This window comes from Ruegeria sp. C12 (assembly GCF_056537745.1).
The window spans coordinates 901269-925704 of record NZ_JBQFSA010000001.1 but is presented as its reverse complement, the minus strand read 5'-3'; the positions used below and the strand labels follow the sequence as shown (position 1 = coordinate 925704).

The 24436-nt window shown below is 51.5% G+C and carries 24 protein-coding genes, 1 tRNA gene and 1 pseudogene; 17 read left to right on the top strand and 9 right to left on the bottom strand.

The genetic code is table 11. The features are described from left to right. Positions 1 to 26: 26 nt before the first annotated feature. A complete protein-coding gene (locus ACR0C9_RS04325; RefSeq protein WP_480708051.1) occupies positions 27 to 1889 on the bottom strand; it encodes a glycosyltransferase family 2 protein in 1863 nt (620 codons plus the stop codon). 401 nt (positions 1890 to 2290) lie between these two features. Here ACR0C9_RS04325 and ACR0C9_RS04320 point away from each other — a divergent pair, with 401 nt between their 5' ends. From ACR0C9_RS04320 to ACR0C9_RS04295, 6 genes are all read left to right on the top strand, one after another. Further along, positions 2291 to 3397, top strand: coding sequence for a glycosyltransferase family 4 protein (locus ACR0C9_RS04320; RefSeq protein ID WP_480780464.1), 1107 nt, complete (start codon positions 2291 to 2293; stop codon positions 3395 to 3397). After that, the gene (locus tag ACR0C9_RS04315) at positions 3384 to 4166 is read left to right on the top strand and encodes an FkbM family methyltransferase (RefSeq protein WP_170517945.1); all 783 of its coding nucleotides are present in this window, start codon (positions 3384 to 3386) and stop codon (positions 4164 to 4166) included. Before ACR0C9_RS04320 ends, ACR0C9_RS04315 begins: the two co-directional genes overlap by 14 nt. Positions 4167 to 4449: 283 nt before the next feature. Continuing rightward, a complete protein-coding gene (gene mobC / locus ACR0C9_RS04310; protein ID WP_480780463.1) occupies positions 4450 to 4806 on the top strand; it encodes a plasmid mobilization relaxosome protein MobC in 357 nt (118 codons plus the stop codon). Then, positions 4761 to 6062, top strand: coding sequence for a relaxase/mobilization nuclease domain-containing protein (locus ACR0C9_RS04305; RefSeq protein WP_480780462.1), 1302 nt, complete (start codon positions 4761 to 4763; stop codon positions 6060 to 6062). The genes mobC and ACR0C9_RS04305 overlap by 46 nt, the downstream gene beginning before the upstream one ends. Positions 6063 to 6243: 181 nt before the next feature. Further along, positions 6244 to 7659 (top strand): type IV secretory system conjugative DNA transfer family protein, encoded by a 1416-nt coding sequence (locus tag ACR0C9_RS04300; RefSeq protein ID WP_480780461.1) that lies wholly within the window; start codon positions 6244 to 6246, stop codon positions 7657 to 7659. Next, positions 7656 to 8201: a hypothetical protein gene (locus ACR0C9_RS04295; RefSeq protein WP_480780460.1), complete on the top strand. Its 546-nt coding sequence runs from the start codon at positions 7656 to 7658 to the stop codon at positions 8199 to 8201. Before ACR0C9_RS04300 ends, ACR0C9_RS04295 begins: the two co-directional genes overlap by 4 nt. A 387-nt stretch (positions 8202 to 8588) precedes the next feature. Here the strand turns inward: ACR0C9_RS04295 and ACR0C9_RS04290 are convergent, their stop codons facing one another. The 3 genes from ACR0C9_RS04290 to ACR0C9_RS04280 are packed head-to-tail and all read right to left on the bottom strand — an operon-like array spanning position 8589 to position 10003. Beyond that, the gene (locus ACR0C9_RS04290; RefSeq protein WP_480780459.1) at positions 8589 to 9026 is read right to left on the bottom strand and encodes a hypothetical protein; all 438 of its coding nucleotides are present in this window, start codon (positions 9024 to 9026) and stop codon (positions 8589 to 8591) included. Positions 9027 to 9076: 50 nt separating this feature from the next. Next, positions 9077 to 9403 carry a hypothetical protein gene (locus tag ACR0C9_RS04285; protein WP_480780458.1) on the bottom strand — a complete coding sequence of 109 codons (327 nt, stop codon included), beginning with the start codon at positions 9401 to 9403 and terminating at the stop codon, positions 9077 to 9079. A gap of 9 nt (positions 9404 to 9412) precedes the next feature. Continuing rightward, complete coding sequence (locus ACR0C9_RS04280) at positions 9413 to 10003, bottom strand: recombinase family protein (protein WP_480780457.1); 591 nt, start codon at positions 10001 to 10003, stop codon at positions 9413 to 9415. A 177-nt stretch (positions 10004 to 10180) separates the two neighbouring features. Here ACR0C9_RS04280 and ACR0C9_RS04275 point away from each other — a divergent pair, with 177 nt between their 5' ends. The 5 genes from ACR0C9_RS04275 (at position 10181) to ACR0C9_RS04255 (ending at position 15231) form a co-directional block, all read left to right on the top strand. Next, positions 10181 to 10672 (top strand): hypothetical protein, encoded by a 492-nt coding sequence (locus tag ACR0C9_RS04275; RefSeq protein WP_480780456.1) that lies wholly within the window; start codon positions 10181 to 10183, stop codon positions 10670 to 10672. A 747-nt stretch (positions 10673 to 11419) separates the two neighbouring features. Further along, the gene (locus ACR0C9_RS04270; protein ID WP_480780455.1) at positions 11420 to 12523 is read left to right on the top strand and encodes a DNA cytosine methyltransferase; all 1104 of its coding nucleotides are present in this window, start codon (positions 11420 to 11422) and stop codon (positions 12521 to 12523) included. A gap of 9 nt (positions 12524 to 12532) precedes the next feature. Then, on the top strand, positions 12533 to 13591 hold the full coding sequence (locus ACR0C9_RS04265) for a DUF262 domain-containing protein (RefSeq protein WP_480780454.1): 1059 nt from the start codon (positions 12533 to 12535) through the stop codon (positions 13589 to 13591). A gap of 6 nt (positions 13592 to 13597) precedes the next feature. Beyond that, a complete protein-coding gene (locus ACR0C9_RS04260) occupies positions 13598 to 14335 on the top strand; it encodes an MAE_28990/MAE_18760 family HEPN-like nuclease (protein ID WP_480780453.1) in 738 nt (245 codons plus the stop codon). 83 nt (positions 14336 to 14418) lie between these two features. Further along, positions 14419 to 15231 (top strand): hypothetical protein, encoded by an 813-nt coding sequence (locus ACR0C9_RS04255; protein ID WP_480780452.1) that lies wholly within the window; start codon positions 14419 to 14421, stop codon positions 15229 to 15231. Here ACR0C9_RS04255 and ACR0C9_RS04250 read toward each other — a convergent pair. The 3 genes from ACR0C9_RS04250 to ACR0C9_RS04240 form a co-directional block, all read right to left on the bottom strand. After that, complete coding sequence (locus ACR0C9_RS04250) at positions 15216 to 15878, bottom strand: hypothetical protein (protein ID WP_480780451.1); 663 nt, start codon at positions 15876 to 15878, stop codon at positions 15216 to 15218. The genes ACR0C9_RS04255 and ACR0C9_RS04250 overlap by 16 nt on opposite strands. Positions 15879 to 16249: 371 nt before the next feature. After that, positions 16250 to 16483 (bottom strand): hypothetical protein, encoded by a 234-nt coding sequence (locus ACR0C9_RS04245; protein ID WP_480780450.1) that lies wholly within the window; start codon positions 16481 to 16483, stop codon positions 16250 to 16252. Positions 16484 to 16556: 73 nt separating this feature from the next. Next, entirely contained in the window at positions 16557 to 17045 is a 489-nt protein-coding gene (locus tag ACR0C9_RS04240; protein WP_480780449.1) for a hypothetical protein, read from the bottom strand. Positions 17046 to 17481: 436 nt separating this feature from the next. Between ACR0C9_RS04240 and ACR0C9_RS04235 the strand changes: the two genes are divergently transcribed. Together ACR0C9_RS04235 and ACR0C9_RS04230 are read left to right on the top strand one after the other, a co-directional pair. After that, complete coding sequence (locus ACR0C9_RS04235) at positions 17482 to 17754, top strand: hypothetical protein (protein ID WP_480780448.1); 273 nt, start codon at positions 17482 to 17484, stop codon at positions 17752 to 17754. Further along, a pseudogene (locus tag ACR0C9_RS04230) lies at positions 17712 to 18713 on the top strand (recombinase family protein); the annotation flags it as partial. The gene ACR0C9_RS04235 and the pseudogene ACR0C9_RS04230, both read left to right, overlap by 43 nt. 550 nt (positions 18714 to 19263) lie before the next feature. Here the strand turns inward: ACR0C9_RS04230 and ACR0C9_RS04225 are convergent. Then, positions 19264 to 19350: transfer RNA gene (locus ACR0C9_RS04225), tRNA-Leu, on the bottom strand. A 141-nt stretch (positions 19351 to 19491) separates the two neighbouring features. On the opposite strand from ACR0C9_RS04225, the gene ACR0C9_RS04220 reads away from it, so the two are divergent. Together ACR0C9_RS04220 and lipB are read left to right on the top strand one after the other, a co-directional pair. Continuing rightward, a complete protein-coding gene (locus ACR0C9_RS04220) occupies positions 19492 to 20151 on the top strand; it encodes a DsbA family oxidoreductase (protein WP_480780447.1) in 660 nt (219 codons plus the stop codon). A 39-nt stretch (positions 20152 to 20190) separates the two neighbouring features. After that, complete coding sequence (gene lipB, locus ACR0C9_RS04215; protein WP_170451408.1) at positions 20191 to 20847, top strand: lipoyl(octanoyl) transferase LipB; 657 nt, start codon at positions 20191 to 20193, stop codon at positions 20845 to 20847. 459 nt (positions 20848 to 21306) lie between these two features. Here lipB and ACR0C9_RS04210 read toward each other — a convergent pair whose 3' ends face one another. Then, entirely contained in the window at positions 21307 to 21723 is a 417-nt protein-coding gene (locus ACR0C9_RS04210) for an HIT family protein (protein ID WP_170451410.1), read from the bottom strand. A gap of 294 nt (positions 21724 to 22017) precedes the next feature. Between ACR0C9_RS04210 and ctaD the strand changes: the two genes are divergently transcribed. Both ctaD and ACR0C9_RS04200 read left to right on the top strand, forming a co-directional pair. Then, a complete protein-coding gene (gene ctaD / locus ACR0C9_RS04205; RefSeq protein ID WP_170451412.1) occupies positions 22018 to 23676 on the top strand; it encodes a cytochrome c oxidase subunit I in 1659 nt (552 codons plus the stop codon). Positions 23677 to 23819: 143 nt separating this feature from the next. Further along, positions 23820 to 24419: a 2-hydroxychromene-2-carboxylate isomerase gene (locus ACR0C9_RS04200; protein WP_170451414.1), complete on the top strand. Its 600-nt coding sequence runs from the start codon at positions 23820 to 23822 to the stop codon at positions 24417 to 24419. Positions 24420 to 24436: the final 17 nt, after the last annotated feature.

The window sequence follows — 24436 nt, the reverse complement described above, 5'->3', positions numbered from 1 at the left end:
CACGCCAACAAGACAAGAGCCAGAAGCTAAGTCTCTTCTGCGTTAAGTGGCGGTAACTTGTCGATCCCAAGCCACGGTGGTTGCAGACTGGTCACCCTGTAACGGGTCGCATTCTGCCCCAAAAAGCTGTTGATGGCCGCGTTCATCCCAGCATAGGACCCACCCCCACGGCGCCGATAGGTCGTGAAAGCGATGCTTCCACCGGGGGCGAGGACGCGGTCAATCCGGCGTAACAATTGGTTCGTGATACGTTCAGAGCGCACACCCCTAATGATCGCAACACCAACAGATTCATTTTTGAAGAATTTAAGCATCAGTTGTGGCATCGCACGGTAGATACGCAATCGCCCTGCTAGAATTGGTTCACGAAAAAACTCCAAAAATGCGTAGAACGCGCGGTCCATTGCCTGAAGGTCCGGGTTCTGCGTTGTGTCATCACAAGCGTAGCCGTCCCACGACAACCCCCAAGGTGCCAGGATCGTCAGCCTTGCAACCGACTGTAAGGCAAGAATCTCTTCAACGATTTCAGTTTCAACCTGCCCAATAAGAACCCAATTTTTCTTCCCACTAATTGACTGCAAGAAATCCCGCCGCTGCTCTGCCGTTCTTGCGATTTCGGGCGAAGCAATAGGCAGATGGCAGGAATCCTTGGGATCAAAGGGCACAGAAACCTGTGTTGGTTCGGTGATGATCGCGTGCTGCGCGGCAGCCTCTTCATACTGTAGCGGCGTCTCCAGAGCATCCAGTCGCACAAACCACGGATAATTCTTTGGTTTCGAGTTCTGCGCTTTCGCCATTTGCCCAATGCGGTTCCACTTGGCGACCTGAGCAAATGTAACGTTTGGATCTTTGTACATCGTAGGATCAAAGGAAATATTGGCCTCTTCAATAACCCCCAGATCCAGCGCTTTCACATTCTGCCCGCCTTTGAAGTTCCTGTATTTCTTTATAAAACTGCTTGCAGCTTCGGTTTCCCGAATGACCGAGATCCGATCCTTGTGGAATGCCACCGCTTGCTGGTGCAATTCATCCAGAACAGTGTCCGACCGCAGCCGATCAAAGGTTTCACGAAGACGCGCAACCTTTGACAGGATCGAGGTTTCTTCAACCTCGTTATAGCAGTGCAAATGCCAATACGCCTGCCCGGTCGCCTCCATCTTCGGATGAAAGGCCGTGGTATTCACGTCACCCCGTACGCGCTTCATCAGGTAGCTTTCAATGGACCGCACCGCATAGTGGTTCATGCGGAACAAGTTGCCCCCGAACCCTGCACCGGTGGTGGAAAAGGCCCAGCCCCTGCGCCGCATCGCGGGCGGCAAAGGATCCCCGTCCCCGTCAATCCAGGCAAAGCGCTCTGCCTTGCCACGAACAGGTCCACGAGGACGGTGCGTATTGAGCGCATAATACGATCCGTTGTTTCGGATCAGAGATTTGAACGCGCGCAGATTTTGTGGCAGCACCGCACCCAGCTCGCCTGCTTTGGTGAACTGTTCGGTTATGAAGCGATCTTCAAAATCCACGATCCCATTGTGACCAAACAGCTGCCAAAGCGCCGCGAACCCGTCGGCATGCGGCTGCGCCTGAAACAGGTCATCCAACGTTCCGTCGCCGACGCGGATGTCAAAAAACTCATCCACATCGCACACCATGATCCACTCGGCTTCCTTGTACCAGGGATGCTGCATCGCATTTGAATAGGCCGACGCCTGCGGCCCGAACTCCCACGGGCCCGGATTGTCTATGTGCGCCAGAAACCCAAGCTCTTCACACCGTTTCAGGATGGCGTCCGTACCGTCCGAACAGTCATTCGAGTTGACAATGAAATGCGTGAACCCGATTGAAATATAGTAGGCTATCCACTCCAGGATGAACGGCCCTTCGTCTTTCATCGTGGATACGACAAGTCTCATCAACTATCACCAGTGACCTTCATTCCGAACCGTTGGAGTTCCTGCAATATCAGGCCTTGCCGGGCGCTTGCAGACAAACTTGAACGCCCAACTTTGTTACGGTTCCGCACGGGGCTTTGCAAGCGAGCAGACGTGATCGCACGGACACGATGCCCCGACAATTGTCCCTTTTCCAAATAAGCGCCTTGCCACTTGACCGGCGCGTCATGCACCACGAACAACGTGATCGTACACAGCAACTGATCAGTCCATTGCCTTGCGCAACCGATATGCGACCACACAGACCTTACTGGTTGAGGTCGGCAGGCGGATTGTTGATACAGGTAAATGCGACGACGACTTTGCGTTGCGCTTTAAGGGCCTGAATAGGGATTGAGTTAATGCCGACGATTTTTTCCAACGCGCCGCTGGGGAACAATCCGTATCAGAGCATGATTTACAGCAGTTTCTCAGGCTACGATGTCCGGGTTTTGCGGCTCAGGGCGTTTTATGCTGGTGAACTGCCCCCTATGCAAAAGGGTGACATATACTGGATACATTGGGAGACAGTTGAGTTCGGCAGCAGGAATGACATCCCGGCTCAAGATCGTTTTGCAAAGATCGAAGCAGGTTTGGCGGCGTTGAGAGAAAAAGGCGTAAAGATCGTTTGGACCGTTCACAACTTCCACCCGCACAATTCTGCGAGGGACATGGACACCATCCACGAAGGGCGCGCCCTGCTGGTTCGGCAAGCAGACAAAATTCACTTGCATACGCCTTATGCAGTTGAGCTGATGACCGAAACTTACGGAATACCCTGGGAAAAAATCCTACTGGTCGCGCATCCAAGCTATCTGGGGGTCTACGAGCCGGCCGAAGACACTTTGGCGCGGCGTGGCGCTCTCGCACCATCCCAGCACCGCAGGTTTGTTCATATCGGAAAAGTGCAGGAAAATCGCGGCGGGCAGTTTATGTGGCAAGCGCTGAAATCGCTCTATATCCGGGATCAAGCGTGGGAGCTGGACATTGCAGGGGCCGTTATCGCGGGCGAGCGCAAGGGACAGCAACCGATCCGGGAAATGCCCAATGTCAGGTTTCACGACAGGTATCTGCCAGACCAAGACCTGCGCGATGTTATTGCAGGTAGCCATGCCTGCGTCGCGCCATTCAGCCGAATTCTGACGTCGGGTTCGGTGAATCTGGCGCTGACCTATGGCCTACCCATTGTCGGGCCGAACGTCAGACCGCTTAGAGACCACCTTCCGGACGCCGTACACGAGTTCCTATACGCAGACGGAAATCCGCGCGGCATGATGTTCCAAATGCGTAAACTGATCGATTTTGATCCCGAAGACCTGCTGAAAATCCGTGCGGTCTGTATGGATCATGCGGTATCAATTCGGCCGGAATTGCAAAGCCGGGCGTTACGGGACGCGCTGAACAAAGATAAGGCTTCCGCTTCTCAGGCCACTTCCAAACCCATGGGGCTGCTGAATGCCAAAGATTGATGCTTTTTCGTTTCGTAAATTGCTGCGATCCGTCGGCCTGAAAGTTGTCGAGTTTGAAAGTGGTGACTTCATCGGCCCCCGACCAGTCATGCGCAGGCTCAACAGCGCAGGCCTGACCGTGATCAGCGGCGGTGTGACTGCGAAGAACCTTGGCAGTTTCGGCTTTGATGTGGACACAATCCTTGATGTCGGCGTGGACGCCGGAACCCCTTTCCTGTACGAGGCTTTCCCCGACAAGAAGTTCATCCTGTTCGATCCGATTGAAGAAACAGCCCAACGGGTTGCACCATGGCGCGAGCGTATCGATTATGACCTCAACATCGTGGCGTTGGACGCAGATGAAGGCCAGGCCGAACTGATCATCCCCACCACGGATCGCAAACGGCGATCTTTGGCGAGTGTCGCGGGTTTCTCCGAAGAGTATGAAAATCGCATCGTGAAGATGGAAAAGCGCATCGTGGATAAACGGCGCCTTGATTCCTACACCTCCGACATTCCTGGCCGGTTTGGTCTGAAGATCGACACGGAGGGCAATGAACTCGCCGTTATCCGAGGGGCCGAAGAAACCTTGAAGCGGACCGATTTCGTCATTGCAGAGGTCTCGGTAAAACGGCGTTTCAAGGACGGGTACCGGTTCAGCGATTTTGTGGCAGAGATGGGCAAACACAGTTTTGAATTGATAGAGGCCCTGCGCCCCGTCGACAGGGACGCGCCCGATTGTGACTTGCTGTTCGTTCGGTGGGACTCAAAGTGGTTCGATTTAGAGTAGCCGTTGGTTCACAAAGCAGCTTCGGGAAACCAGTTGACGAGCTGAGGGAACCAACGCAGCCCGGCACCACACCGAAAGCCCAATGCTTCGGATTAACGCCCTAAACTGCATGTTTTCTTGAAAATTTGGTGCGGTCGAGCAGACAATGTTCGAACGCTTTTCTAGACCAGTTTAACGATTCTTGTAATCCTGCAAATCCCGATTTGCAGGACGTGTTCGAAGAGCTAGAGCGTTGGCATGAAGTTCTAAAGGATCATCCAGAAATATTGCGAGGGCCGCGTCCATGAGCCGTCCTGCTCCATTTTCTCTTCGCCTGACTGATGTTGAACGCAAACGTTTGGAATCCCAAGCGGGTTCAATGCCCTTGGCATCGTATATCAAATCCGTGGTTTTTGCCGACGAGGCCCCCAAATACCGTAGGAGGAAAAAACCACCTGTTGCGGAGCAACAGCTCTTGGCCGAAATGTTGGTGCGTCTTGGACAGACACGCCATGCAAACAATCTCAATCAAATCGCCAAAGGCATGCATCAAGGCACGTTGATCGTTGACGAAGAACTCGAAGCTGACCTGAAAGCTGCCATTGCCGAAGTCGCATGGATGCGGGCGACATTGATGCAGGCTTTGGGAGCAAAGGGATGATCCTCAAAGGCTCGCAACGATCTGGTGCACGTGCATTGGCAGATCATTTGATGAATGAACGCGACAATGACCATCTCACCGTTTTGGAAGTCAACGGTTTCATGGCTGATGATCTGCATGGAGCCTTGGCTGAAGCCTATGCCATTTCCAAAGCAACCCAATGCACCCAGTTCATGTTTTCGCTGAGCCTCAATCCCCCTGCGGATCACATCGGTACGGAAAAGGATTTTATGGATGCAGCGGATCGCGCTGAACAAGCACTTGGCCTGTTAGACCAGCCCCGTGCCATTGTCATGCATGAGAAGGAAGGAAGGCGTCATGCCCATGTTGTATGGTCGCGCATTGATATCGTTGAGATGAAGGCAATCAACTTGCCGCATTTCAAGAACAAGTTGCGGGATTTGTCGCGAGACCTGTTTCTGGATCATGGTTGGGTGCTTCCAGATGGCCTTGCCACCTACGGCAATAAATCACCCTTGAATTTCACACTGGAAGAATGGCAACAGGCCAGACGCCAAAATCTTGATCCGCGCGAGATCAAGCAAGCGTTTCAAAAAGCATGGGAACGCAGTGATAGCCAGATAGGTTTCAAAAATGCTCTTGAAGACCGTGGGTATTTCCTAGCCAAAGGGGATCGTCGCGGCTTTGTGGCTTTGGATGTTGATGGCAATGTCTACGCCATTTCCAAATGGACAGGGCTCAAAGCCAAAGATGTGAAGGCAAAACTTGGCTCTTCCGATAACTTGCCAACAGTTGATGAAGCTCAATCCAACATACACACCAAGATCACCAATCAAATGCGGGGTTATATCGCTCAAACCAAAGATCGCCATGCTCATGATTTTGAACCACTGCGCAAAGATCATCATGCCATGAAACGCGCTCACCGCATGGAACGGCAAAGACTTAAAGACGGTCAGGAGAAGCGCTGGCTTGAAGAAACCAAGGAGCGATCCAATAGGCTCAGTAAAGGTTTGCGCGGGCTGTTTGATCGCCTTTCAGGCAAAGCCAAACGCATTCAATCCCAAAATGAACAAGAAGCCCGCGACTGCGCCCGCCGTGATCAAAAACAACGTGACTTCATGGTTCAGGAACAGTTGAAAGAACGGCGTATTTTGCAGGTTCGTGTTGAGGAATTACGGCTAAAGCATCAACAGGATCGTCGGGATTTAGCAAAGTCCGTCTCACAATCCTTGCGGCAAGCAAAGCTGTATCGTCATTACACTCGTGATCGCCACCGGGGGCTTGGACTTTGAGCGTATGAGTTCATGTAAGATTCCGAACGTAGATTTGTTTTGCCCGTGACATTCAAATTCATGGACAACATAGTGAAGTTCAAATTGCAGGCAAAGAATTGTAAGAATGGAATTTTCGAACCTACCGCGTGGTTTACCCGGCACCACTACAGCGTCAGGGTCAGCGCCCAGAGCGCTCTGGATGGCCCCAGAGGTTCTGGAAGAAAGTGACTTCTGGTCATACGAAACAGGTAAGCTGTTCATGGGTGAATCCCTCCAAGGCAGTTTGTTGGGTATTGCCGATAATCGGCATCTCCTGACGATTGCCGGATCACGTGCTGGCAAAGGCACGTCTGCTATCATTCCCAATCTTCTTTTGTATCCCGGCTCTGTGTTGGTTCTTGACCCGAAGGGCGAAAACGCGACTCTCACGGCTGAACGGCGTGGATTGGGGCGCAACATTGCCCGAGGTGGGCTTGGGCAGGATGTTTTTGTCATTGATCCTTTCCGTGTCGCTGATGTCGATGAAACTTATCTTTCGGGCTTCAATCCCATTGCCGGACTAGACCCAAACGCCAATGACTTCGTTGATGAGTGCGACGCCATCGCCGATGCGCTTGTGGTCGAAGACGTCGGTCGTGATGGAGGTGATCACTGGACAAATTCGGCACGCTCAATCTTACGCGGATATATTGCATGGGTTGCTGCTGCGCCAAGAGTCTCAAAACGTGACTTAAACGAAGTGAGACGCCTGATTTTTCTACCAGCAGGGATGGACGGCCCCGGTGAGTTTGAGATGCAGCTTTTTGCGATGCTCAAAGACCCAAGCGAAGACGCTCCGCCAATTGCTCACGGGGTTCCACACGAAGCCGCCTCAGCCTTGATTGGTATGAGTGATCGCGAGCGCAGCGGTGTTCTTTCAACCGTTCGTGAGAATATTGCGTTTCTATCATCCCCACCAATTGCTGAAACGCTTTCTGGCGAGCAACGATCCCCGGACCTCAAGACATGGAAATTTGGAAACAGCAGCGTTTACCTGTGCCTTCCGGCCTCGCGCCTACACCGTCACTTTCGTATGTTCAGACTGTTCATCAACAGGCTCTTGGGTGCAATTGAGAGTTCCAGAGAAGTCCCTGAAATCCCGGCTCTGATGATCCTTGATGAGATGCATGTGTTGGGGCACATGAAAGCACTGGAAACGGCTGCTGGGTTACTTGCAGGATATGGTGTCCGCATCTGGTCAATCTGGCAGGACATTGCGCAACTCAAGCAGATTTACCGCGACAGATGGGAAACATTCCTTGGAAACGCGTCGATATTTCAGACCTTTGGTCTCAATGATCTCAGTACTTTGAAGTATGTCTCTGACCGCCTCGGTTTTTCCTCTTCGGTTCAGATCAACCAAAGCGAGGTCAGTATCGCCCAAGCCGCAAGTGGGTTTTCTGGTGAGTCGATGTCGGTTCAAGCCGCCCCATTGCTTAGCCCAGATGAAATTGCCTATTTCTTCTCAAGGCAATCTGGAAACCAGCTCATCATCTATCCGGGTGCAGACCCGATCATGATGAAGCGTCTTCCATTCTACGATCAAGCATTTACTGAGTTTAGGCCAACAGCATGACCAACATCGAGCCAATCAATACCGATCCGCCTTATGGCATCACACTGCATCACTACGATGGCGAAGCCGCTGAAGTGTCCTTCAACTCGGAAGTAAGGTCGCTTTGGTTGAAATCACTTCTAGCCCCCCTTGCCATTGTCTGGATATTCGGCGTCATCGGGGTTTTCTTGTCTCTCGCGGAAGGTCTAATCGGCGTCACACTAATGTTGCTCGTCTTTTGCGTTGGTTTCTATGTGTTTTTGACGCGAGTTTTTTCCGTAACCGTCGATATCAAAATTTCGCCGGATACGATTGAAATACATGACACCGAGTATGATCGACAGTTGTGGGGCGGATTTCGCCTGATTGACAAAACGATCTTGGGATATAGCTACAGGGCGAAAACCGAGAGCACTGGATTTGCGCTGCCAAACTATAAAGTAAGCTACAAAAACTCTGTAAGCCCCGCCGAAGTGATTGTTTGGCTTAATGATCTCGTTCAAGACACGGGCGTTGAACAAGTCGCGTCACCTGCCTCCGGCACCCGTCAGCAAAAGTTTTAGGTTTGCCATGAACACAAGCACAGAAAATCTTGGTAAGTCTCCCAGAACGGGCCGCCCCTTCGTATATCGCTCCAAGCCTCGGAAGTCTCAGTTTCAAGCCCGTGTTATGAGATTTGGCGCACGGACGTTTCCTCACTCGCCACGACTGATCCCGCTAATTATCTTTACGGTGATTTCACTGTTTATTGGATTTCTTACTGTCGTGTTCAGCGAGGTCGCGGAGCTTGCTATACTTGAATTCTATGACAACATGACGATTGGTTACAGTCGGCCACGAGAGAATGCGCTAGTGCTGAATTTTGCAATTGGCATACTGACCTTTGCCGCACTGACCTACATTTTTTACCGCCGTCTTAGCCCGAAAAAGACAAAGGTAGATGACGGGTCCTAACCAATCCCTTTGTCGTGCTCTTTGTCTTTGGCAAACTTGTTGAAGATGTCTTGCGCGGACATTTTGTCTTTCGAGGAGCTTTTCGATTTTTCACCCTGTTTTTCGGGTGACACCACGCCTGCAAGCTCTTGCTCGGTCACCAGCCGATGATCTTTGCCATAGTGCGCATCCACCTCTTTGTCGCCTGTTTTAGCCGCTAAAGGTCGGTTGTCAGGTTTTTCAAAGGATTTTTCCGATTGTGTTTCTTTAAGCGAATTTAGTGGGCGCGATTTCGCAATGGATTTGATCAACCCCGGAGCGGGTGTGAAGATGATCTCCATACCAAGATGCCCGGTCGGAGCGTTTTCATGGTCTTTAGAGTTTTTGGGTTTGTGCTCCCGCCCGACGTTGCTCTTCTTGCCACGTCGATGTTCGTCTTCATCATTAGTGCTCACTGATGGTCACCTCGGATAGTTCGCTTGATGAATACTATATAGGTGTTGGCTTAGATGTCCGCTAGTTCCCACGGTTTAGCTGCTGGGCACCACTCAGGCCGAGGGAGGCCATCTTTCTCGCGTTCAAGATATGCTTGGTGAATCGATCCCTCAATCCAATCATCAAAATTACATTCGGTTGGATCATGAGCTTGCTCGTTATCGGCGAAAAATTCATCAATTTTGCATTTCTCTACTTCGCCAAGCCAATCCAGATACGCCCACGATATGCGAGCAAGCTTAACCACAATTGGAACGCCCATGACACTAGGTACGTGCCTGCCTACTTTTTCGTAAGGGTCTTCGCCGAAATAATCCCACCAAGTTTTTGAATTCATTTAAATATTTTAGCATATCTCGCGCGTTTCGAGCAAGTTTTTCATGACTTTCTGCGAGCGAACAAAAGACTGTTTTGGCCTTCCGATATGCACACCTCTTGCCTTGGCCGCCGCCATGCCTGCCTTGGTGCGTTCGCTGATTAAGCTACGCTCATATTCGGCAAAGACGGCTAATTGACCAAAGATCATGCGACCCACCGCCGTTGATGTATCTATGCCTTGAGTGATGGCATGGAAATGGATGCCTCGGGTTTGCAGGTCCTCTAGAATTGATAGCAGATGAATCGTGGAGCGCCCCAGCCTGTCCAGCTTCCAAACGGTAAGCGTGTCTCCCTGTTTCAGGTCGATGAGCATCTGATCGAGGGCTGGCCGTGCGGTCTTTGCACCTGACAATCCATGATCGGTGTAGAGCTTAACGCATCCGGCAGCTTTGAGCGCATCAATTTGAAGGCCTTCGGATTGATCCGCATCGGACACACGTACATAGCCGATTTTTCGCCCAGTTATGGTATCCGATTGAACAGACTCGATTTTCTTGGATTTGTATCGTTTCACCTGTCCAGTCTGACAGGTGAATTCTATCGAACAAGCGGTTTTCATGGCATTTTTTCCTTGTAATAAGGGGTCCCTTTGAAAGCCGCACTGAGATTGAATTTGGCGATCTCATTGGTCTGAGATTTCTGTGGATAAACAACGCCTGAGTGATCTGACATGCCACTGATGCAAAAATAGGAAAAGGGACCCCTTTGCTTTGCTGCTGTCGCAAAGGTAAAGCAGATGAGCCATCCTACCGAAATTTCAGCCGGTCAAGCCAGCAACAAGACAATTAGAAGCAATGGTTCTGGGTGGGGTATCTTTGCGATTTTTGCTATTGGATTCGTTGTTGCAGCAATAATGGGGCTTTTGATCTCGTTCGTTCTTCCTTTCTATGGCGTGTTTGCAGTCTCAAACAAACTGGATCAACTCCGATACGAAACCGAACTCATCTGGCTCATTTCGTTGCCTGCTTTTGTCTTGGTCGCTGCTTTTTACCTTTGGGCCGCGATGGGCAACAGACTGGCATTCGTGACTGGTGCAGTGGTGTTGGGAAGTGTCAACGTCGCGACTTTGATTGCAACAAAAGGATGTGATTCTTGCGGGCTTCCGAGAACTCTTTCTGAGATGAACGCATTCGAGTTTTGGGTATTCACAATCCTATCCCCAGCATTTTTGGCAGCTATTTTGTGGGTGGTGCGTCAGCTAACAAAGAGAATTCTCGCCAATCGCTAACCCATGGTTTTCATTTGACGTGTTGCGCATGCAACCGTCTGGCCTCCGCCGAGGAACGGGGGTGCAAGGATCAAAGGCGTGTGCCTGCTACACGGGACCGGAGCCACTCGGAGCTGCAATGCACATGAAGCGAGCATGGCGAGGACTCACCCTTTGATCCGCGCCGGGGGCGGTCGCCCCAAGACAGCGATCCAACGGGCTGAACCGTTTGGTCTCCATGAAATGGTCTGGGGTCTTGGGGGCAGGAACGCTCTCAAGTTGATGGGTGCAGGGAGAGTGAAATCTCCTTGTCGGGTTCAGCGCCGATGCGTTGACGGCATTCAAACCGCGCAGGGTTGATCTATGGGGTGTTGGGGAGAGATGACATCTCCCCGACGAGGGATCAAACAATGATATGTTTGCATGGTCAGGAAAGGCTCAATGCCGCCGCCTGACCATCAGCTTGGGGGATAAAACGGGGGAGCGCAGCATCCCCCTTTTCAAGATCGTGTGGTACTACCACACACATCTTGCGGTATTCACCAATGCCGTAAGGTGCCCGAATGGATTGCAGCGCAAATGGGTCAGGGCGAACCATACTTCGCAGCGACAAAGAAGCTAACCGCTTTGCATCAATGTGATCTGCCCTTGTTGCAGTAGAACGAAAGTGTTAGCTCTGCTGAGAAGAAGCAATTTTTCCACTATTCTTGTGAACTAGATGTTGTATGGGCTATTCACAACCAGCGCAAATATGCTATCTTGCCATACATGAATGACTCGCATAATTCGCCCATCAAAATGCCACATATCAACCAGAAACCAGTTGTTGTAGACCTGTTCTGCGGAGCAGGTGGATTGTCTTATGGCATGCAGTCTGCTGGGTTCGAAATATCCACAGGCGTTGACTTAGACCCTTCGTGCAGGTTCGCCTTGGAAGCAAACACTAACGCGAATTTTGTATGTGATGACGTAACGAATGTTACCAGCGACCAACTGAACGATTGGTTCGGAGATGCGACAACTAGGGTTTTGGCTGGGTGTGCTCCATGCCAACCATTTTCGACCTATTCGCAAAGCAGAAAATCGAAGGATGAGCGTTGGAATCTGTTGCTTGAGTTTTTGCGTCTGGCAATCGACGTAAAACCAGAAATCGTCACAATGGAAAACGTCGCTGGGTTGGCGAAACAAGAAGTATGGAAGACCTTCGTCAAGGATCTAGTTGACGATGGATATTGGATTTCTTGGCGTGTCGTCAAATGTGAGAAATTTGGTGTCCCACAAAACAGACGTCGCCTTGTCCTAGTTGGTTCCAGAATTGGGCCGATTCAATTGGATGATCCTGAAGACTACCAACTTGTAACAGTACAAGAAGCGATAGGCGATCTACCGAGGATTGCCGCCGGTGAAACTCATCCAGACGATATTTTGCACACATCTTCAGGATTGAGCGAAACCAATCTCAAGCGCATTCGACACTCTAAAGCAGGTGGAACTTGGCGTGACTGGCCAAAAGACTTGATAGCCGAGTGCCACACTCGCTCCTCAGGGAAAACATATCCGTCAGTCTACGGGAGAATGGAGTGGGACAAGCCTGCTCCAACCATGACAACTCAGTGTTATGGTTATGGAAATGGCCGATTTGGCCACCCTGAACAAGATCGAGCAATCAGCCTAAGGGAAGCGGCGATTATTCAATCCTTTCCTGATACATATAAGTTTGTCGGCGAAGGTGATCAGATAGCATTCAGTCACCTTGGTACGCTAATTGGAAATGCTGTTCCACCGAAGCTTGGTGAAGCAGTCGGCAGGTGTATATTGAATCATTTGAACGGGATGGAAACTGGCGCACAGAAAACTCTCCCAAATTTTTAGAGAAAAAAGATGGCATCAAGAAAAATAACACAAGAACAGCTTGAAGCAGCAGAAGCAGGAATACTGGATCGATCTAAGCGGATTGATTTCTACACAACTGAATACAATGTGGAGCTTTTGGTTGAAAAGCTGGCAAACGGCGATTTTGTTGTTCCCGAATATCAACGGGAATTCACATGGGATGATCCGAGAAAATCAAAGTTCATCGAATCTGTACTGATCGGCTTGCCGATCCCGTTTCTATTTTTTTGGGAAACCGAAGATGGAAAAATGGAGATTGTAGACGGCTCTCAACGCCTTCGGACATTGAAAGAGTACGTAAAAGATGGGCTAGCCTTGAAGAATCTGGAAGAGATTCGCGCGCTCAATAAAACTAGATTCACGGACTTATCTCCTTCTAGACAAAGAAAGTTCTTGAACAAATCAATCCGAGGCATCGTGCTTAACGAGGATGCGGACCCTCAAGCCCGTTTCGACATGTTCGAGCGAATTAACACCGGTAGCAAGGTAGCAAATCCGGCAGAGGTTCGGAGGGGTGCGCTTGCAGGCTCCTTCCAGAGTCTGGTCGAAGAACTTGCTCAACTACCACTCTTTGCGCAATTGGCGCCTGTATCGGAGAAATCCAAGAAAGAACGAGTTCCAGATGAACTGGTAACACGTTTCTTTGCTTATGGCGATGGGCTAGAAAAATACAAAGATAGCCCAAATCGTTTCATTTTTGACTACACAAAAGAGATGAACGACCGCTTCGAAGCCAGCCCTAATCTTGCAGGAGATTATAGGGATAGATTCAACCGAATGCTGGAATTTGTAGAGTTAAACTTTGAAAACGGTTTCTCGAAAGAAACAAACAAGAAAAGTACTCCACGCGTTCGCTTCGAAGCCATCGCGATCGGGGTTGATCACGCAATAAATGAGCGGCCCGATTTAGTTGGCACCCAGCTAAACAATATATCCGATTGGCTGGAAAGTAATGAGTTTAAACAAGTTACAACATCAGACGCAGCGAACGTTAAATCGAAGCTGGAGCGTCGGATAGAATTTGTAAAGGAAGCAATACTAGGCTAACTCGTAATGAGCAAAATTTCTGATTTTCTTGAAAACCGTTTCTCGGAAATATCTGACTATCTGGAACTGTTGGAAGAACTTGATGTCGAATTACGCTCTGGCACTCCAAAAATTGGTGCCAGCACTATCTCGGCGAGACAACAGAGAGTTTTGCACTCAAGCGTCTATCTTCAATTGTACAATCTGATTGAAGCTACGGTCACGTCCTGTGTCGAAGAGGTCTGCAGTTCCGCTATCGTAGCCAACAAAATCAAACCTACTGATTTGAATGATCAACTTCGCGATGAGTGGGTGCGTTCATTTGCCAAGACGCACACCCAGTTAACCCCCGAAAACAGGTTAGCTGAGGCCGTGCGCATGTTTAGTCATTTGATGGACGCATTACCTATTTCTGAGTTTAAGATCGAAAAAGGCGGGGGAGGCAACTGGGACGATAATCGAATCGACCAGCTTGCTTCTCGCATCGGGTGTAAGCTTGTTTTTTCAAAGGATACATTTACGAAGGTCAAGCGGCGCATAAGAGATGACAAAGGTGCTCTAGAACTCATCGTAAACCTTCGAAATAGATTGGCTCATGGAAGTATTTCATTCGAAGAATGTGGACAGAACGACACTGCACAAGAACTTAGATCGCTTGCTGAAACGGTAATTGCCTATCTTCGCGAATTGGCAAAGGCCTTTGACGACTATTTAGATCAAGAGATGTTCCTAAAAGAGGACGCAAGATCAGCGTCTGCCGCATGATAAAAGGCTAGTTCAATTTTCATATTACGAAAGCGTTTCACAAGCGTCTTTAGTTCATTCATCGGTAAAGGCTTGCCTTTTTGTTGGTAATAGATGACGACGTCAATTTTTCCGCTTACGTCACAGGTTCAGAGACCCCAACAGTACATATTTCAAAGGGTTGTATTGAGGCGATAAAAGGCGTAGCGAACAACTGTGAAGTATTTGTCGACTATTCTCTATTTCTAGAGTGGTTGATTTTACATGAGCTAAGCCACCACCACCTCAACCATTTTATGTTGTCTGAGTATTTTTCTGTGGCTCAAAGGTCAATTGTCGAGACGGGAATCGCATCTGAGCCATCTAGCGATCTTGCAATGTCGGTACCCCTGTGCCTCGAAATGCAGGCGGATCATGAAGCTACAGACACGCTACTAGGCGCTTACATTGCTGACGGTTGGGATGAGTTGCGTGAGAAGGTATTGGCAATCTCAGGCATGATGACGCTGATCGAGTTGGAAGAAGCTAGAAACGCCCCTGAGGGCCGCACACACCCCAAGGCCGCAACACGTATCTTCCAGCTTTTGGGGCATCTGGCAGAGATGCCCTTGATACAGGCGCAAGTCCGTCTGGATGCGTCACTCATCCCCGTCGAAGAAGAACTGCAAGCATTCTCGCATGACGTAACCATTCCCTGTTTCTTTGATGCGGTTCATTTAGCGCAAGCGTCTGGCGCTGTTTCCATTGCAAGTGATCTTGGTCGTTCTGAGGATTTCTTCAGGGACTTGGAAATTGTCAAACTGGGCGATCCCTCACGATATGGCGAACTAAAAACCCAAGGCGCTCAGGAATGGGCAAAGCTCTGGCCTTGCAATGAAGCTCTCAAACCGATCTTGGGCGGTCACTTCACGAACTGAGCCGTGACGCGGTGCAAGGTGCATGGATTGCCAGCAACCCAAGTGATGAGGCTTCTTAGATCAGTTGGGATGTCGTCTGTCGGTGCATTGACCAACACAAAATCGTGCAGGCCCTCATCGTGGTTTTCTCTCAGGGGGTCGAGGTTGCCATTTTGGGTTTTTGGCATTCGGTTTTGACCTGGGTGGATTTCAGCACTTACTTCGCCGTTTGGGCCAAGCGGGATGTTGTGCCACTGACCTCTTACACTCTGCATGGCGATGGCATGACCATCTGCCTCACCTTCTAGTTCAAAACAAAAGCGCTCCCCAAGCCGAACAGTCGTGTTGGCGGGCCTCAACTGGCTTTCACGCTCAACAATGCCCATCGTCATTGGCACCAGAACTAATCGAAAACGAGCAGTTTTTGCGCGTTCATCAAGAATAGATTGCCAGCGTTGCTCTGGCGTTTCTGGAAAGATCTCAGGCGCAAGGCGATGTGCCAACCCAAAATGATGCTCTGTCAGCCATTTGTGGATCAGTGTCGCGTAGGTGGCTGCAATCTCTCCTCGGCGCATGTTGCGCACGTAGTCTTGGCCTCGTGCTATAGAATGCCCCACGGCATCATCCATGATCAGTTCTGGTGTCTTAATCGGATCGAGATCAGCCAATGCCTTTAGGACTGGATAGAGCTTTGCCTTGTCAGCCTTACTTCGTGGATTAAAAGACAAAGTCACCAATGCTCAAAATAAGCCTTGCTATATCACAGCTAAAAAGCACTTAAGAGCTTCATTCGTTTCTTTCGCTCAGTTGAGCCTTCAAGTGCATTATCTGAACCTTTTGCCGATTTGATAAATCAATGTATTTAATTAACATCTCTTCTACTTCTTTGTTCCGCTGAAGTGATGATATTAGGTCAGATTTAAGAACCGATATTTTGTGCTCATTCGACTTTTTCTGTCGAATGTTAGTATACAATTCGTCTATGTGCTTGCCAGCTATTTTATAAATCAAGAAAGCGATAACAAGCACAATGACCGCGCTAGCGGAAATTGTTCCGCCGCTGAATATCGCGTTGAGTAATTCGATAATCGCGTTCATGCTCATCCAATGTTTTTTGAGCGGCTTGCATCAACCCATCATGGGCGGCTACCCTCAATTGCTCCATCGGAGATATAGCATCTGCCGCGGCAACTTGAGAACCGTTGCCAGAAATATATTTGTCGCCCAAATCTTTTGATACTTCGCGATCAGGACATTTTCGAGATTTTTTCATCTTGTGCAATTCTTTTGGTTAGCAATTATTGTCATTATTGCACAAATTTCAAAAATTTCAAAATTCCGCGCTTTCATGGATGAAAGTTAAAAGCCTTAACCCACTCGTCAGTCTCTGGAAGCTCAATGTCTTTCGCGTGCTCTGCACCGAGCACGAGAAGCGCAAAGCACCTCTTCTTGCGCGATTTCACACGTGGCATGTAGTAGTCACAAGCGTTTTTGATCGCCTTCAAGTGATCAACAACAACTTGTTTGCCGTCCACTTCCTTGAAGTAACTGCAGTTGACCGTTATTCCACCTGACGACTGAGGATTGTATCGCTGCAATATATCGGTACATTTTTTTTGCGCGTCTCCCGCAGCCCCGTTCAATGAATGCTTACGTAGTACACACAACCCGAGATACACCACGCTCGCTGCCCTTGCAGATGTACCCTCAGGAATTTTATGTGCTGCAGCTGCCGCGTTGACCTTGATAGCTATTTCGTCAGCAGCTTTATCACTCTCAACATGTGCGTACTCAGCTATCACTTTCGGAAGGTTTTTCTGTTGTGGGAACGGCATACTGGCTTTGTTCTTTTTTGATTAACATATACTAATTCTTCAAAGTTGCATAATTCGCAAAAATTTCAAAAAGTCTACAACTTTCCAACATTTTCCGTTTTTTCAAAGTGTTTCCGTTGTCTCTTGCCGAGCCAAGAGCACCGAGAAATTCAAGCCTCTTGGCCAGCTATGCAGTGAACGAATCGACTTCCCTGCCCCACTCCACCCGTATTCACCCCTTGATCACCCGAGATAGCCACGGCCTTGCCATGCTAGGGACAGGTTAAGCGCATAAGATGATTGAAGAATTATTCTTGCGCGAGGCAAGTTGATGTGGTTATATGTTCTATATTTGTTCTCATTCCGGCTTGTGGCGAGACCATAGTGGAACGAACCCATCACCAAACATTTTGAAGAAAGGAGCGCGTGCATGACCTGTCCGCCAGATAAAATAGATATGCCTATTCGACCCAGCCTCTCCGTAGATTGGGAAGTCTATGCAGCCATGCTGGAAGACAGCGATATGCCGTTGGATCAGCAGCAAGAACTGATCGAAACCCTGTGGTCCATCGTCGTGATGTTTGTCGATCTCGGTTACGACCTGCACCCCATCCCGCAAACCTGTGGAGAAGATGAAGAAGCATTGGATCAGGATTCCACGGATTTGGTATCCTTGTTGAACAACAAATGGGCGCAGACCCGCGCAGAGGAGGACCAATGGCAGGAGTAACATCAAAACCAACAAAGGCCGTGATCTATGCCCGTGTGTCTGGTGCCAAGCAGGTGCGTGAAGGCGACGGCCTCGCTTCTCAGGAAAACCGTTGTCGCGAATACGCCACTTACAAAGACTATGATGTTGTTGAGGTGTTCAAAGACGATATGTCGGGTAAATTCGAACGTCGTCCTGCGATGGATCGGATGCTGGCCTTCCTGCGCCTGCATCCCAAAGACAGCGTTGTTGTCATCATTGACGACATCAGCCGCTTTGCGCGCAATGTACAGGCCCATATAGCACTGCGCGAAACTCTGTCGAATGCTGGCGGTATTCTGGAAAGCCCATCCATTGAGTTTGGAGAGGACAGCGACTCGCGGCTCGTGGAACACATGCTGGCGTCTGTGGCGCAACACCAACGCGAGAAGAATGCGGAACAAACTTCTAACCGGATGAAGGGTCGCATGATGAACGGCTATTCCGTCTTCGCCGCCCCTATCGGCTACGAGTATAAGAAAACAGGCTCACACGGCAAACTGCTCACCCGTGTTGAACCCATCGCCACCATCATCAAGGAAGCGTTGGAAGGCTATGCCTCTGGCCGGTTCTCGGCACAGGCGGATGTGCGACGGTTCTTAGAAAGCCAGCCTGACTTTCCCAAAGACCTACCGGATGGGAAAATCCGCCAGCAAAAGGTAACGGACATGCTGAATCGCGTGATCTATGCGGGCTATGTTGAACATGAACCGTGGGGCATCACCCGTCGCAAAGGTCATCATGAAGCACTGATCTCACTGGAAACATTTGAGGCTATCCAAGAGCGACGCACTGGCAGGGGTATTGCGGCCAAGCGTCCTGACATCAACGAGGACTTCCCACTACGCGGCGCGGTGAATTGCGCGTGCTGCGATAAACCTATGACGGCATACCACGCACGGAGCGCCACTGGCAGGCGTTACCCCTACTACAACTGCCAGACGAAAGGTTGTTCTGAGTACCGCAAAGGCATTCGCGCTGAGAAAATTGACACAGGCTTTGAGGCGATCTTGCGGTCTCTGGCCCCGAGCAAAAACATGCTCGATATCGCAATGTCGATGTTGAAAGACGCATGGGATCAGCGTGGAGATCAGGCCAAGCAGGCAAAGACTGAAATCAGACGCCAGCACAAAGAGTTGGATAAGCAACAAGATGTGCTTGTTGAGCGCATGATCGAGACGTCGAATCCAAAAGTGATGGCGGCGCTTGAAAGCAAAATTGCAAAACTGGAAGAGGACAAGCTACTGCTGACCGATAAGCTGTCCCACACCACGAAACCCACACGCAGCCTCAGTGAAATTATCGAACTCTTGCGAGGCTTCCTCTCAAACCCTTGGAATATCTATGAAAACGGATCGCTTGTCGTGAAGAAAACCATCCTCAATACAGCCTTCAAAGCCCCATTGGCATACGACCGTCAAAACGGTTATCGAACTCCGCAAACGTCTGTTATCTTTGATTTTTTAGCGGATTTCACATCAAAATGTGAAATGGTGCGGTCGAGAAGACTCGAACTTCCACGGGAGTTACCCCACAGCGACCTCAACGCTGCGCGTCTACCAATTCCGCCACGACCGCACTGCCAGTGACTTGGTAGAGGGGCGTATAGACGCTGATGCTGGCGATGTGAAGAGGCAAAAATGTCTTGGTTTAAATTCGCTCAGGCCAAGCTTATCTATCGCAAGGAAGCCAAAGAATTCGATCTGACAGGAAACTGATATGACCAGCACTGACCCGCGCCCGATTGTTCAGGTTGATATTGTTTCGGATGTTGTGTGCCCTTGGTGTATCATTGGCTTTCGACAGCTCGATCTGGCCTTGCAGCAGCTGGGCATTCTGGCGCGTCTCAGGTGGCATCCGTTTGAACTGAACCCCAATATGCCGCCCGAGGGCCAGAATCTGCGCGAGCATATTGCCGAGAAATACGGGTCCACGCCCGAGCAAAGCCAGCAAGCCCGCGACAGGTTGACCTCATTGGGTGCGGAACTTGGGTTTTCGTTCAATTTCAATGATGAAAGCCGGATTGTTAACACGTTTTCTGCGCATCAGTTGCTGGATTGGGCCGAGGGTCAGGGGCGCCAGCATCCGCTGAAGCTGGCGCTGTTCGATGCCTGTTTCACGCAGCAACGGGATGTCTCGGACATTGACGTCCTGATGGATGCGGTGGGGACTGTCGGTCTGGACCCTAAGGCCGCGCGTGTGGCGCTGGAATCGGGCGCGCATGGTGCGCCTGTGCGCGAGAAACAGCAATTCTGGACCAGCCGCGGTATCTCGGGCGTGCCGTCGATGGTGTTTGGCGGCAAGTACCTGTTGACCGGCGCGCAGGGCACAGACACCTACGCGCAGGGTCTGCAGCGCTGTCTGGCCGAGGCGGCATAGGCCCTTCCCCCTGCCCCGCATGCGCGATATGAGGCCAGCATGGAATGGAAAATCACCGATGGTTTGACCCGGTACGAGGACGCCGTTGCCTTTATGGAGGCGCGCGTGGCCGCCATCGCCGCGGGCGAGGCGGATGAATGTGTCTGGCTGTTGGAGCACCCGCCGCTGTATACGGCCGGGACCTCTGCCAGGATCGAGGATCTGACGGATCCGGACCGGTTCCCTGTCTACGAAAGCAAACGTGGCGGGGAATACACTTATCATGGACCCGGACAGCGCGTGGCTTACGTGATGCTGGACCTCAACACGCGCGGCCGCGATGTGCGGCGGTTCGTGAAACAGCTGGAGACCTGGGTGATTTCCGCGCTGGCGGAATTCAACGTTCAGGGCGAGATTCGCGACGGGCGCGTTGGTGTCTGGGTCAGGCGCGATGACAAGCCGCTGACCGTGACCGGCAAACCCGCCGAGGACAAGATTGCGGCAATCGGCCTGCGCCTGCGCAAGTGGGTCAGCTTTCATGGCATCTCGGTCAATGTGGAACCGGATCTTGAGCATTTCTCGGGGATCGTTCCCTGTGGCATCACCGAATATGGCGTGACCTCGCTGGTCGATCTTGGTCTGCCGGTGACGATGGGTGATATGGATGCCGCACTGCAGAAGACATTTGCCGAAGTGTTCGAGAACGCAGAGGTCTAGCGCCCCAAAGGCACCCGGTCGGCGAATCGAAAAGTGACGTAAAGGGAAACAACAATGCCCTCGCAACTGCTGTTCTGTTTCCCAAGACAGGGGCAATTTCAGCAGAATTAGGCGGAATTATCGTTTTCTTTAACTAAAATTCAGTTCTTCTGGATACATGGGACTCGTTAAAGAGTAACATATAACGACCAGTCTAGAGTGAGTGGTATGTTAACCGGTGCTCCGGGGCTTGCCCCCGAGAAATCCGATAAGTGTTTGGTTACGAGTCTGCCGTTCCGACCCCAAATCGGAACGGCAATTCTCAGGCCCCGCTCTTCCCAGCCATCTGAATTGCTGCATCGCAACGCGAAAATGACTCCGCTTAACTTCTGGGCTTTGCCATTGCCACGCAGAGTGGCGCGGGATCAGGGCAGTTCGTTTGGTCCGGGAACCGCCCGCTAGGTTTTTGAGGCCCTCGGATTACAAAGCCGCTTTGATCTTCTCTGCATGTTCGGCAATCAGATCGAAATCCCCCATTTTACCGGGCGGGCGCATCGACACGCCCTCGTGACGGGGCAAAACGTGGAAATGCAGATGGAACACCTCTTGCCCGCCTGCGGCCTCGTTGAACTGTTGGATCGTGATGCCATCGGCAGCAAAGGCCGTCTTCGCGGCGACGGCCAGTTTCTGAACAGTCGCCATCACGGCGCTTAACTGTTCCGGTGTGGCGTCCAGAACATTGCGGCAGGGCGTTTTCGGGATGACCAGAAAATGCCCGTCCGAACGCGGCATGATATCCATGAAGGCCAGCGTGTCGTCATCCTCATACACACGGGTCGAGGGGATTTCCCCGCGCAGAATCTTGGCGAAGATGTTATCCGGGTCGTAAGCTGACATGGCGGGCCTCTGGTTTGGAGCGTTTCCCACCGTTCTGCGGGTCCGGCGGCAGGTGGTCAAGGTGGAACCGCCACGTGCATGGTACCGGTCTCTTGAACAATTCGAAGACATACCCAGATATGGGGCTGCTTCAGGCCCAAAATCGCGGTGCAGCCCCCTGCCCGCGACAATTATTCTTGATCCAGATCAAACTCGGCCATTGAAGGTGCTGACTTCGCATTCTAAAACCAGCAGGAAACCCGCGCGCCGGAGAGGTCCGACTGCGCGGTGCATTTGCAACAGGAGGCACCTATAATGGCAGACGCAGCCATTCATGGTCACGATCATGAAGACCAGCGCAGTTTCTTCGTGCGTTGGTTCATGTCGACCAACCACAAGGACATCGGGATTCTCTACCTGATCTTCTCGGCGCTGGCCGGGTTTATCTCGGTCGCGATGACGATCTACATGCGGCTTGAGCTGATGCACCCCGGTGTTCAGTACATGTGCATGGAAGGCTTCATGGCCGACCCCTGCACCCCCAACGGTCACTTGTGGAACGTGATGATCACCTATCACGGTGTTCTGATGATGTTCTTCGTGGTCATCCCGGCGCTGTTCGGCGGATTTGGAAACTATTTCATGCCGTTGCAGATCGGTGCGCCGGATATGGCGTTCCCGCGGATGAACAACCTGTCCTTCTGGCTGTACGTCGCTGGCACCTCATTGGGCGTCGCCTCGCTGCTGAGCCCTGGTGGTAATGACCAACTCGGTTCGGGTGTGGGCTGGGTTCTGTACCCGCCGCTGTCCACGACCGAGGGCGGCATGTCCATGGACCTTGCGATCTTCGCCGTGCACGTATCGGGCGCCTCCTCGATCCTCGGCGCGATCAACATGATCACCACCTTCCTGAACATGCGTGCCCCGGGCATGACCCTGTTCAAGGTGCCGCTGTTCAGCTGGTCGATCTTCATCACCTCGTGGCTGATTCTGTTGTCCCTGCCGGTTCTGGCGGGCGCGATCACCATGCTGCTGATGGATCGCAACTTTGGCTTCACCTTCTTTGATCCGGCCGGTGGCGGTGACCCGATCCTGTATCAGCACATCCTGTGGTTCTTTGGCCACCCCGAAGTGTACATCGTGATCCTGCCGGGCTTCGGCATCATCAGCCACGTGATCGCCACCTTCTCGCGCAAGCCGATCTTCGGCTACCTGCCGATGGTCTGGGCAATCATCGCGATCGGTGTTCTGGGCTTCGTCGTTTGGGCGCACCATATGTACACCGTTGGCATGTCCCTGCGTCAGCAGGCTTATTTCATGCTGGCCACGATGGTCATCGCGGTTCCGACCGGCGTTAAGGTCTTCTCGTGGATCGCAACGATGTGGGGCGGTTCCATCGAGTTCAAGACGCCGATGCTCTTCGCCTTCGGCTTCCTGTTCCTGTTCACCGTCGGCGGTGTGACCGGTGTGGTTCTGTCGCAGGCTGGTATCGACCGCGCCTATCACGACACCTACTACGTCGTGGCGCACTTCCACTATGTGATGAGCTTGGGTGCCGTCTTTGCGATCTTCGCGGGCATGTATTTCTACTTCTCGAAGATGACCGGTCGTCAGTATTCCGAGTTCTGGGGCAAGGTTCATTTCTGGATGTTCTTCATCGGCGCCAACCTGACCTTCTTCCCCCAGCACTTCCTGGGCCGTCAGGGCATGCCGCGTCGCTACATCGACTATCCGGAAGCCTTCGCACAGTGGAACTTTGTATCGTCTATCGGCGCGTTCATTTCGTTCGCTTCGTTCCTGCTGTTCTTCGGCATCGTGATCTACGCCCTGCTGCGCGGCGCGAAAGAAACACGTCCGAACCCGTGGAACGAGTACGCGGATACGCTGGAATGGACCCTGCCCACACCGCCGCCTGAACACACGTTCGAGCAGCTGCCAAAGCAGGAAGACTGGGACAAAGGCCACGCGCACTGATCCGGTCAGAGACCTAAGAAAACCCCGCCCGAACAGGCGGGGTTTTTTCTTTGCCCTACGCCAATGCGGTGCACAGATCGCCAGATCACGAAAAATACGCTAGAATGGTTCGGGCAACTGATCCGGCAACCCTGGGGGTTCAGATGCCCGAAATCGACTTTTGGTACTCGATTGGCAGCACCTACAGCTTTCTCACCGTCATGAGGCTGGACGACTGGTGCGCGGAAACCAATGCGACCGTGAATTGGCGTCCGTTCAACGTGCGCACGATCATGTCGGCGCAACAGAACATTCCCTTTGCAGGCAAGCCGGTCAAATCCGCCTATATGTGGCGCGACATTGAACGCCGGGCGGCCAAGTACCGCATCCACGCCAACCTGCCAGCCCCTTACCCGATCTCGAACCTTGGGTTGGCCAATCAGGTGGCCTTGCTGGGTATGCAAGAGGATTGGGGCAAGGAGTTTACGCAAAACCTGTATCGGATCTGGTTTGAAGAAGGCGTCGAGGGCGGCAGCGAAACCGCATTGTCCGAGGCCTTGCTGCGCTGTCAGCAGGACCCGCGCCTGATCCTGTCCCGCGCCCGCAGCCCGGACTGCATCGCCGCGCTGGACGCGCAAACCGAGCAGGCCACAAGGCTGGGCGTTTTTGGAGCCCCAAGCTTTGTCGTAAGTGATGAGGTTTTCTGGGGCGACGACAGGTTGGATGACGCCTTGTCCTGGGCTCGTGTCGGGCATGTTGTGTGACAATAAACCTTAGACAC